Origin of the sequence: Helicobacter sp. UBA3407 (assembly GCF_949747025.1) — a bacterium.
Lineage (GTDB): Bacteria > Campylobacterota > Campylobacteria > Campylobacterales > Helicobacteraceae > Helicobacter_D > Helicobacter_D ganmani.
On record NZ_CATKCB010000157.1, the window covers coordinates 1 to 10494 of the forward strand.

Below are 10494 nucleotides of genomic sequence, written 5' to 3' on the forward strand. Positions count from 1 at the left end.
ACTGCGATTCCGCAATCACTTGAAAATTCGCGTGGTGTTGGCACAAGCTTAATCGTGATTCCTAAATCTTTCAAGATTGTCTCACTCTCAAATGCACTTGAAGTCGTAAATACAAGAATGTAACCCTTTATCATTGCGCGCACCTTGTGGCAATGTTGCGTAATGCGTCCATTGTGGATTCTATTTCTGCGCTTGTATTAAAAATACCCGGACTTAGGCGAATCGTGCCTCCGCGCTCAAAGCTCCCAAGGCTTTTGTGGCTTGAGGGTGAGCAGTGCAATCCTACCCGCACGCAGACTCCAAACTCTCTATCTAGGATTTCTGCTACTTTGGAAAGAGTATGGTTTCGCACATCAAGGGACAATGTTCCGCCACTTTGCCCCTGTGTGTTGTAGATTTTAATATTTGGGATTCCGCTTAGTCCGCTGATGAGTTGTTCGCGCAGGAGCAATTCGTGTTTGTGGATATTTTTTACTCCCTTGTTTTTAATCCATTCTAAACCCGCTTGAAGCCCTGCGATTCCGTGCATATTGGGTGTGCCACTCTCAAACCTATCGGGCAAAAATTCAGGCTGAATCTCTGCTTCGCTCAAACTCCCTGTGCCTCCAAAAACAAGCGGCTCTATTCTCTCTATCGCAAAGTTATCTGCCACGATAAGCGCACCCACGCCCATAGGAGACAATAAGCCCTTGTGCGCACTAAGAGCGAGAAAATCTACTTGGCTCATCACCTCGTTCATTTCCACACAGCCAACGCTTTGCGCGCCATCTAGCAAGAATGCTACATTGTGCGCTTTTGCAAGTGTGCTTAAATATTCTAGCGGAATCATCGCCCCGCTGACATTATTGATATGCGCGCAAGCTAAGAGTTTCGCACCTTTTAACATAGATTCTGCACTTTTTAAATCCACTGCGTGCATAGAGCTGCACGGAATCTCACGCACTTCTAAGTTTAAACGCTCTTTTAGCGCGTTGAGAGGGCGTTTAATCGCATTATGTTCCATTTGTGTAACAACCACGATGTCTCTTTCTTTTAAAAAGCCTTGCAAAAGGGTATTAATTGCCATTGTTGCATTAAGGGTAAAGAGAATGCGTTTGCAATCTTTTAAACCTATGAGGCTTGCTAGAGCCTTGCGTGTTTGGTAAAGGATTCTACCTGATTTTATGGAGAGAGAATGTCCGCTGCGTCCAGCACTTGCACCGATATTTTCCAAAAATCCACTCACTGCTTCTTTTACGCCCGGAGCTTTAGGAAAAGTTGTTGCCGCATTGTCTAGGTAGATAAAGTTGTTTAAATGAGTGGGTTTTGAAATATTTTGATTTTGCATTAAGATTCCTTTCTTTGTTGCATTAAGATTTTATCTTTGTAGGGTGAAGTTGGAGTATGCATTATGATAGCAATTTGCTTGGATTAATGCAGAATCTTACAAGAATTAGTAAATGCCCCTTGCAAAGAATGCAAGGGAATAGATTTTAAGCTTTTTTTAATATAAACTCCAAATCCTCACCATTTTGCGATTCGCTTTCTACATTGTATCCGCTATTTTTAGCAAGACGGCGGATATTATCACTGCTTGCACCACAACTACAAAGCACTTTGATTTCGCTTTCGCCTCTATCCAAAAGAGGTTTGAGGTTTAGCACAGGTTCAGGGCAACTAAGCCCTCGCACATCAAGTTCTACCATTTTAACTCCTTTTTTCTCTTGCAAAAACTGCAACTAATAGACAAAAAATAAATCCCACTAGAACTGCCATAGGTGCATTTGCCCCGATTCCAGCAGGAGAGCTTGCAAGCCCGAAGTTGTGCGCAAATGCTGCACCCACAAGAAGCCCAAGCACAAAAACTGCAGCGTCGCCATCTCCCTCGCCGCTAAGGATAATTTGTCTGCCTGGGCAACCCCCCGCTAGAGTAAATGCGATTCCAGCTAGTGCCATACCAAGAAAATTCCAAAGCGTATCATTGTGCGCAATGGGTTGTCCGCTAAATCCGGGATTAAAGAATCCTAATGCAAGATTGGTAATAAATGCAGCAACAACTAATGCAATGACGCCTTGTAAAATGTGCGTGTCGCGCATTAGAATCGTATCACGCACCGCAGCAATCATACAAAAACGGCTTTTTTGGAAGATAATACCCAAAAACAATCCAGCAACGAGTGAAATAATAAGAGGTGCGTGCATAGAACCAGGACCCTTAGTAGAAAATTTAATCGGAGTATTTTCCCCTGTAAGCCCCCAAAAGAGAAGCCCGAGCAATCCTAAGGCAAAAAGTGGAAATACAAACCCTACAATCTTGCTTGCAGGACGATTGCGTCCAAGTGAAAAACCGCGTTTGAGGAAAAAGATTCCAATAAGGATTCCAAAAATTAATCCAAAAACACCCGCAATCGCAGTCCAATCCCCTGCACTAAGTCTTAACCACATTCTCCAAGGACAACCCAAAAACACGAGTGCGCCAATCATCGCAAAGATTCCAAGCCCAAATCGCACAATCGGTGCGCTCCCGACGCGTGGGCGAAATTCTCGGAATAAGAAAGAAGCAAGCAATGCACCCAAAATTAACCCAATTACTTCAGGGCGAATATATTGCACAATACCCGCTTGATGTAAGTTTAATGCCCCTGCAATATCACGCGTAAAGCACGCTGCACACATACCCATATTGCCCGGATTTCCAAAATACACCAAAACAGGCGCGAGAACTCCAAGTGCAATGCCCGCTAAAATAGGCCAAATTGCCAATCTCATAAAAACTCCTAAAAATATAAATGACAGCTGTTAGAAAGTGAGTAAAGTAGAAGAGCTGTTTGCTTAATCCTTAAGCCAATTTTGAATTATAAAGAAATTTTACTTAAAATACAAATTTTAGATTCTAACTCATTGTGGATTAAATGAGATTCACCATTGCCGCAAGAATTCCAAGCGGTGCGATAAAACGAATCACAAAATACCAGCTTTTGAAAAAGATTCCACCTAGTTTTCCTTCAAGCATAGCATAGACTTGTTCTTTTGGTAAAATCCAGCCCATATAAAGACACATAAACACTCCCGCTAATGGAAGCATAAAAGAGCTAGTGAGATAAACAAACCAATCAAAAAGATTCTTGTCAAAGAAAGTTAAATCTGCTGAAAAGGTAGCAGTGTTGCTAAGCAGGGCAATAATACCTAAAGCATAAGCACTTAAAATACTAATGAGATTCGCTTTGTGTCGCTTCATAGAAAAACGTTCAATTAAATAACTATTGAGAGGCTCTAGCATAGAAACAGCAGAGGTAACTCCAGCAAAAATGAGGGAAACAAAGAATAAAAATGCAATGACTTGTCCTACCACACCCATATTGGCAAAAATAAGTGGCAAGGAGATAAAAACCAATCCAACGCCTTCTGTTGGTTCTGCTCCGTAACCAAAAATAAAGGTAAAAATAACCAAGCCCGCCACAAGACAAAAGAAAAAGTTTAACAAGGCAATGACAATAGCAAAACGAACGAAATTTCCGTGTTTTGGCATAGAATTAGAATAAACTAGAATTACTCCTACGCCCAATGAAAGAGAAAAAAAGGCTTGTCCAATCGCACGCACAATCACTTCTGCGTTGATTTTTTCAAAGTTTGGGTGGAAGAGAAATTTGAAAGATTCTACAAAAGCATCTTGTGTCATAGAATAAGCAAGCAATCCCAAGAAAATGAATAAAAGCAAGGGCATAAGAATAAGGTTTAATTTTTCAATTCCTGCTTTTACACCACGATTGAGGACATACGCACAAAGTGCTACTATCGTAAAATGCCACAACATTTGCCAGCCAATTTGATTGCTTATAAACCCCCCCCATAAATTTTGTGTGGTTTCTAAAGTCTTGGGCAATCCTATAATGCTTAAAAACATATAATGCACAAGCCAGCCTAAAACAACGACATAAAAGGCAAAAATCAAAACACCAGAAATTACCATAAAACCACCATATTTCAAAAACTTCAGATGTTTTGGGGCGAAATTTTCAAAGGTGCTGACACTATTTTGTCCGCTCGCCCTCCCAAAAAGCATTTCCACGATAAAAACACTGACTCCAAAAACCAAAAAAGCTAGCACAAACACAAGAACAAAAGCAAATCCCCCGTTTTGTCCTACCAAATAAGGAAACCCCCAAATTCCACCTAGTCCAATTGCGCTGCCCGCTGTGGATAATATATATCCTGTTTTGGAAAATCTTGTCATCAAATCCCCTTTTAATCTTTGGATATATCTTAGCAGAATCAAATATTAAAATAAAGACTTTTTGAAAAATTAATCAAGAGATTTTTCTTTGATTTGCTTATTGAAACGGATTTTTATTAATTTGCAATAGCAAGAATTAAGTGTGGAATCCCATTTCGCGTCCTCCATCAAAATTGGAGTTTAGTTCTCTCTTGATTTCATCTAAAAAGCTTTGTGTGCTAAATTGTGGTTTAGAGAGGCTTGCGATATTGTAAGCGGTGTTTTTGACAATCAACGCAATTTGTCCGCCACTTAGATTAAATTCAGCTAACTTTTTAAGATTAAAATTCTCTTCAAAGGGAGCATTTTTTGGTAGTAGTTTTTCCCAAAGTCTGATACGTTCCTCAAAATTTGGTTTTTTAAATTCAATCTTATAATTAAAACGTCTTGAAAAGGCAGTATCAAGCGTTTCTAGCAGATTGGTTGTCGCAATTAAGATTCCGTCAAATCGTTCAATCTGTTCTAGGAAAATATTTTGCATTTGATTGTGCATTTTGTCTGCCCCGCTTCCATTGGTTGTGCGTGTGCTTAGGAATTGGTCTGCTTCATCTAATAACAAAATAGGTGTTTGTTTGCTTTTGGAACAAAGTTCTTTATAGGATTCAAAGATTTTGCGCACATTTTTTTCACTCTCACCTACATACATAGAAAGAATCTTAGAACAATCAAAGCTCAAAATAGGTTTTTTAAGAGATTTGGCGAGGGCTAAAGCGGTCAGTGTTTTGCCTGTGCCTGCTGCACCATAAAAGATAATCTTTGCGTCAATTCCACGCTTTTTGTCTTTGATTCCCCAATCTTTGAGATATTGCAAAACTTTGGAATCCATTTGTTTGAGCAGGGTTTCAAGGGTAGATTGCGTGCTTGGGCTTAAGACTACTTCGCTTAATGGAATTTTTGGGTGTAAAAATTCAAAGATTTCTTGCTCCAAGACGAGTGATTTTAGGCTAATGCGCTCCTTTTTGTCGTAATTTTGTGGGTGCGTAATTCGTTTTAGAATCGCATCGGGGATAAAAAAGGTGCGGTTAATCCCTCCAAAAGGACTTAAAATTTCATCATAATCTACCAATCCTTTTTCTACCAAACGACTTCTATCGTCCAAAAATGTGCGATTCTTCATTCTTTCGTAGTCGTTCATACTGATGAGATTAATAAGGGTGTTTAGCTCTCTCCCCTCACTTTCTTTGCCCAAATATTCTTCACGTAAAAGAGCAATGAAAATGATTTTTTCTTGTGCATTGAGGTTATATTCTTTAAACAAAATTTCCAAACTTAATTTTTCTTTTGTCAATTCTAAACGCTCGTCAATTCTTTGTTGTAGGAGCTTGAATTTTTGCATACCTTTATTTAAAAGAGGGGAGGTGTAATGGTCTTTTTTGTGCGGACTTAAGCTGTGCAATAGCTCAATGGATAGAAATTGGTCTTTAAGATATTCTAAATGGTTATTATAAGGAGCAACTTTTGGGAGTTTAGGATTAATGCCTCCCTCTTCAAGAAGCTTTAAAAAGCTAGAGCTAAGACTAAAAGAAGTATTTAACAATTCTAGTAAAATAACTTCTTGGCTAAGATTTTTTAGAAAACTTTGCTGATTAATCCAGCCTAATTCTAAGAGGTTTTTGAAGTAAGGTAAGTGCTTAAGAATCGCAACTTCATCTTGCGGAATAAAAAGAGTGTTGATAATATCCAAGCAAACATTCTCATCGTTGCCTTTTAGGATTTCGGTGCATAAATGACGCAAAATAAGTGCTTCCTCATAATTGCATTTCAAAAAAGGATAAATTTTTGTTTTGTTAATGGGATTAGTTTGCAAAAAATCTAGTAAATATTGCATACAGCTCCTTCATCATCGTAAGGGTCAAGATGGGTGATGATTTCCCATTTTCCTTCTAAGTTTTGGATAGCACATTCAATAGAATCTGCAACTTTGTGCGCGTCTAGTAAAGAAATATTGGGGTCAAAGACAAGATGAACTTCTACAAAGTTTGTTTCACCGCTTTGGCGTGTTTTCAAATCGTGGTAGCTTTGCACTTGCGGAGCAGAGGCTATGATTTGTTTGATAGATTCAATCTTTTGTTCCTCTAGGGCTTTGTCAAGTAGGATAAGCACGCCCTCTTTTAAGATTCCAAAGGCAGAATAGGCGACATAGATTCCAATCCCTATTCCAAAAATCGCATCAATAATATGAAGATGTGTCCAATGCACAAGGACAAGGGCAATTAGCACTGCGCCATTGCTTAAAATATCGGTTTTGTAGTGCAATGCGTCTGCTTTGATGACAAGATTATTACTCTTTTTTGCGATATAGTTAAGATAAATTACAAGCATTGTGGTTAGAATCAGAGAAAAAAGCATTACATAAAGCGAATAATCCAAATAAACTAACTCTCCACCAAAGAAAAGCTTTTTAAAGGATTGGTAGAGAATAAAGATTCCAGAGACTAAAATTACGCTTCCTTCAATTACAGCAGCAAGTGATTCTATTTTGCCCATACCATAATTAAACTCAAAATTCGCAGGTTTTTCGGCTTTGGTTAGTGCGTAGAGGTTAAAAAGTGAGGCAGATAAATCTAGCAAAGAATCAATTGCGCTTGCTAATATCGCCACCGAGCCACTAAGAATCCCGATAATAAATTTTACACTAATGAGAATGCAAGCCGTTAAGCTTGAAACAATGGTGGCTTGACGTTGGATACTGATTTTTGGCTTTGTTGTAAAATCTACTGCGCAATTATTGGGAATATTATTTTGTGAAACAGACATTAGAATCCTTAAATGGGAGGGAGCAAATAAAGAGGTTTGAGCTGTGTGTTAAAAAGGGTTAAGTCCAAAATATCAGGCAAAACAAAGGGCTTCCTTTGGGGTGGTGTATGAAAGGATTGCAAGTGAATGTTCAGCTCTTTTGCCTCTTTGTCTAGAGTTTTGGATTCGTGTGTGTTGCTTTGATTTGTAGAATCTGCTTGAATAAAATAGCAATTTCCATAGGCTTTGATAGGGAAATTTTCATTAAAGTGAAAGGCGTGTGTAGCGTAGAGTTTCACATTTTGTGTGATTTCTAAAGTTTTTGCAAACAGATAAATGAGTTTCAAAGCCATAAAGCTTCCCGGACCGCGCACGAAATACAAACTCTCAAATGTGATTCCTTGTGCGCGTAAATCCATAAACAATGGCACTAAACCCTCACTTAAAGGTTGAGTGATGAGGTGGGATTGTGTCAGTTTCCATATTTTTTGGATACAAGAATAAATACCTACAAGTGTTGGTTCTCCCGCAAGATTGGGTAAAATCAAGATTTTATGCATTTTGTAAAGCGTATTCATAAATCTTTTGGGATTCTTCACTTTCTAAAATCTCAAAAGCATTGCTGTTTTCAAAAAGTTTTTTAGTCAGCAAATGGTTGAGTTTATGACTACCTGCATAGGAGACATACGCGCCGAGCAATGGAATCCCAAGCAAAGACATATCTCCAATGGCATCAAGGATTTTATGCCGGACAAATTCTTCTTTGTAGCGCAAACCCTCTTTGTTTAGAATCGTAGTATCATCTAGCACAATGGCATTATCCAAAGAACCGCCTAGTGCAAGCCCGATAGAGCGTAAATATTGTACTTCGCTTAAAAACCCAAAAGTCCTAGCGCGCGCAATTTCTTCTTTGTAATTTTTGGTGGAAAATTTAAATTTGTAGGATTGTGTGCCAATGGCAGGGTGAGGAAAATGAATAGAAAAGTCAAAAATACACGCGTCATTTGGCTCAAAACGCACAAATTTATCCCCCTCTTTGACTTCAATAGGGGTTTTGATTTTCAAGATTTTTTTAGGCGAGGATTGTTTGAGGATTCCCGCTTCCTCTAAAAGCATACAATATCCAATACTGCTTCCGTCCATAATCGGCACTTCCTCATTGTCCAATGTGATTTTTAGGTTATCAATCCCATACGCGTGAATTGCGGAGAGTAAATGTTCAATCGTGGAGATTTTGTATTGCTCTTTTGCAATCACAGTTGCCATTGTCGTATCTACTACATTTTCTGGATTTAATGGAATGCTTACTCCCACATCGCTACGATAGAAATGAATCCCGCAGTTTTCATCTAAGGGTTCTAGAGTCATTTTGACAGGCACTCCCTTGTGCAGCCCGATTCCAACTAATTCTACTTTTTTTGCAATCGTTTGTTGTTTCATCGTAGTTCCTCTATCATAATTTCATCTTGTTTCTTGTAAATTTTATTTTGATTGTATTGTAATAATTCCTTATCTAAAATTTCTCCGTGAAAAAGAACATTTCCCTCTCCTACCTTGCCTAATATCATATAATCTCCGTTGCAAAATATATTTCCGCTAATTTTTCCAAAAATCTGCACATTTCCCTCGCTTTGGATATGCGCGCCACTATTAATGCGCCCAAAAATCGTTAAATCTCCTTGCGTGATGATTTCTTCACCGCTACGAATAGTGCGATGAAAAACGAGTGTAGGTTTCGGTGCATTTTTGACTTCTGTTTCTTGAGATTTTACACCAGATTCTATGTTTTTTGCGGTATTGGGTGGAATCATAGAATGGATTGTATTTTCTAAGCTTAGCTGAATTTGTCCGCAAGTTTCACCCTTTTTTGTATTTAAAGATTCTATGAAATTGAGATTTTTAGAGATGAGATAATCGTAAAGTGCAGTAGAATCTATTGTTTTGATAGGATAGGTAAAAATCATTAAAAAGTCTTTGAGTAAGATAAAGTTTTTTTCAATATAGGCAATCGTTTCTTGCTCCTCTCCTTGTGTGAAAATAAAAGCGCGAAAGTTTTTCTGCCTTGCCTTAACCATAATCTACCTTTAAAGTTTGTTGATAATATCTTTGGCTTGTGCAATCACATTTGTAATATTCGTCTTTATCCAAGAGGAATCCATCCATTCTGCATTCCATACTTCATAGCCTTGCACTAGCACGCTAAAGTGCAAATGGTCGCCCAATGCTAGTCCCGTGTTGCCCGTATTTGCAATAATCGTGTCTTTTTCCAAAGAATCCCCAATTTGAACATTTGTGCTTGTTAAATGCGCATATAAGGTGGAAAGTCCAAGTCCGTGATAAATAACAAGTGCATTGCCGTCAATCCCTACAAATTCGTTGAGTGTAACAATGCCAGCATTATTTAAAATTACAGGTGCTTGTTTGATGCTTGCAAGGTCTAATCCCATATGATTGGATTCGCTAACATTTTCTCCTTGATAAGTAAAGGTGCGGTGGTCGCCAAAACTAGCCATAACTGCGCCATTTTTTAAGGGTGCAAAGGCTTGAATGGAAAAATTTTCTACTAGAGATTCTGTATCCACAAAAGAAGAGGCATTTAAAACGCGCTGGAAAGTATTTTCGCGCACTTCTTCATTAATGTAGCGAAAGATTGCAATCTTGTCTGCAAAATCCTCTAAATTTCTTTCTCCAATTTCTTGCACAAGGCTAGAAATTTTACCATCAATAAAATTCTCTGTTAGCGGAATCGTGGAATCGCGATATTGTTTTTTTTGTTTGAAATAGTTAATGGGTGCAACGCTGACATTGCCTGCACTATCTTCGGCGATAATTTTAGCATTAAAATCCTCGTGGAGTTTAGACCACGCAAGCAAGGAAATATAAAATCCCTCTTTATAAAAAGGTTGTGGAGTAAAATCTAAATTACCATTGTTAATTTTTATATTTTTTAGATTTTCGTCTTCTGCTTTAAAGATGATTAAAGCACTTCCGCCTTGTGTGATTTTATAAGAATTTGCAACAATAGCGATTTGCGGCTTTTTGGTATCTACTTGAATATGGAATTGTTCGGTGGTTGTATTGCCTCTAAAAAAGTTCCATTTGCTTGTATCTGTTACACTTACTTCAAGAAGGAAAGATTGGATATTATTCTTGAGATTTTGAGGCTTTTGTATGCCGATACAGAAACTCTTAATTGGGGATTGCGTAGTGATATTTTGTGTCAAAGGAGCAATATTTGCACTTTTGGCTGCACAGATTTCATTTTGTTTGGTGAGTTTTTGTGCATCAAGTGAAATCTTTTGTCCGTTTTCTATCAGTGAGACTTGATAGCTTTTGATTCCTGCATTATCGCTAACTTCAATAGGAAATGTGCCTTTGAGATTCCAAGAAGTGCTTTTTAGGTGAATTGTGGGGGATTCTTTTTCAAAAGAATCAGAGCTTAACATAAACATTCCCAACAGAATAACAACCACGAGCGCAATAAGTCCGGCAATTTTAATAAAGCC

The 10494-nt window shown here is 38.2% G+C and carries 11 protein-coding genes; all 11 read right to left on the reverse strand.

Annotated elements, in window-relative coordinates:
• Positions 1-134, reverse strand: a 134-nt coding sequence (locus Q1553_RS05790; protein ID WP_300842807.1) for a DUF3343 domain-containing protein, incomplete at its 3' end; no start/stop codon positions are given.
• Positions 131-1327, reverse strand: a complete 1197-nt coding sequence (locus tag Q1553_RS05795) for an aminotransferase class V-fold PLP-dependent enzyme (RefSeq protein WP_115551971.1) — start codon at positions 1325-1327, stop codon at positions 131-133. The genes Q1553_RS05795 and Q1553_RS05790, both read right to left, overlap by 4 nt.
• Before the next feature lie 145 nt (positions 1328-1472).
• Positions 1473-1685 (reverse strand): sulfurtransferase TusA family protein, encoded by a 213-nt coding sequence (locus Q1553_RS05800; protein WP_115551970.1) that lies wholly within the window; start codon positions 1683-1685, stop codon positions 1473-1475.
• Position 1686: 1 nt separating this feature from the next.
• Positions 1687-2748: a YedE family putative selenium transporter gene (yedE, locus tag Q1553_RS05805; RefSeq protein ID WP_297601599.1), complete on the reverse strand. Its 1062-nt coding sequence runs from the start codon at positions 2746-2748 to the stop codon at positions 1687-1689.
• Positions 2749-2887: 139 nt separating this feature from the next.
• Entirely contained in the window at positions 2888-4213 is a 1326-nt protein-coding gene (locus tag Q1553_RS05810) for a sodium-dependent transporter (RefSeq protein ID WP_115551968.1), read from the reverse strand.
• 136 nt (positions 4214-4349) lie between these two features.
• Positions 4350-6080, reverse strand: coding sequence for an ATP-binding protein (locus Q1553_RS05815; RefSeq protein ID WP_297571232.1), 1731 nt, complete (start codon positions 6078-6080; stop codon positions 4350-4352).
• Positions 6065-6946 carry a cation diffusion facilitator family transporter gene (locus Q1553_RS05820; RefSeq protein ID WP_115552028.1) on the reverse strand — a complete coding sequence of 294 codons (882 nt, stop codon included), beginning with the start codon at positions 6944-6946 and terminating at the stop codon, positions 6065-6067. The genes Q1553_RS05815 and Q1553_RS05820 overlap by 16 nt, the downstream gene beginning before the upstream one ends.
• Positions 6947-7017: 71 nt before the next feature.
• Complete coding sequence (locus tag Q1553_RS05825) at positions 7018-7566, reverse strand: hypothetical protein (protein ID WP_245944272.1); 549 nt, start codon at positions 7564-7566, stop codon at positions 7018-7020.
• Positions 7541-8428: a UDP-3-O-acyl-N-acetylglucosamine deacetylase gene (gene lpxC / locus Q1553_RS05830; RefSeq protein WP_115551966.1), complete on the reverse strand. Its 888-nt coding sequence runs from the start codon at positions 8426-8428 to the stop codon at positions 7541-7543. The genes Q1553_RS05825 and lpxC overlap by 26 nt, the downstream gene beginning before the upstream one ends.
• Positions 8425-9063 carry a septum site-determining protein MinC gene (locus Q1553_RS05835; protein WP_115551965.1) on the reverse strand — a complete coding sequence of 213 codons (639 nt, stop codon included), beginning with the start codon at positions 9061-9063 and terminating at the stop codon, positions 8425-8427. Before Q1553_RS05835 ends, lpxC begins: the two co-directional genes overlap by 4 nt.
• 9 nt (positions 9064-9072) lie before the next feature.
• A partial coding sequence (locus tag Q1553_RS05840) for a M23 family metallopeptidase (protein WP_300842806.1) occupies positions 9073-10494 on the reverse strand: 1422 nt, incomplete at its 5' end.

What these genes read in the sequence shown, in the direction of transcription:
- Q1553_RS05795 (WP_115551971.1), bottom strand. Translation starts at nt 1,327, where the DNA reads ATGCAAAATCAAAATATTTCAAAACCCACTCATTTAAACAACTTTATC.
- Q1553_RS05800 (WP_115551970.1), bottom strand. Translation starts at nt 1,685, where the DNA reads ATGGTAGAACTTGATGTGCGAGGGCTTAGTTGCCCTGAACCTGTGCTA.
- yedE (WP_297601599.1), bottom strand. Translation starts at nt 2,748, where the DNA reads ATGAGATTGGCAATTTGGCCTATTTTAGCGGGCATTGCACTTGGAGTT.
- Q1553_RS05810 (WP_115551968.1), bottom strand. Translation starts at nt 4,213, where the DNA reads ATGACAAGATTTTCCAAAACAGGATATATATTATCCACAGCGGGCAGC.
- Q1553_RS05815 (WP_297571232.1), bottom strand. Translation starts at nt 6,080, where the DNA reads ATGCAATATTTACTAGATTTTTTGCAAACTAATCCCATTAACAAAACA.
- Q1553_RS05825 (WP_245944272.1), bottom strand. Translation starts at nt 7,566, where the DNA reads ATGAATACGCTTTACAAAATGCATAAAATCTTGATTTTACCCAATCTT.
- lpxC (WP_115551966.1), bottom strand. Translation starts at nt 8,428, where the DNA reads ATGAAACAACAAACGATTGCAAAAAAAGTAGAATTAGTTGGAATCGGG.
- Q1553_RS05835 (WP_115551965.1), bottom strand. Translation starts at nt 9,063, where the DNA reads ATGGTTAAGGCAAGGCAGAAAAACTTTCGCGCTTTTATTTTCACACAA.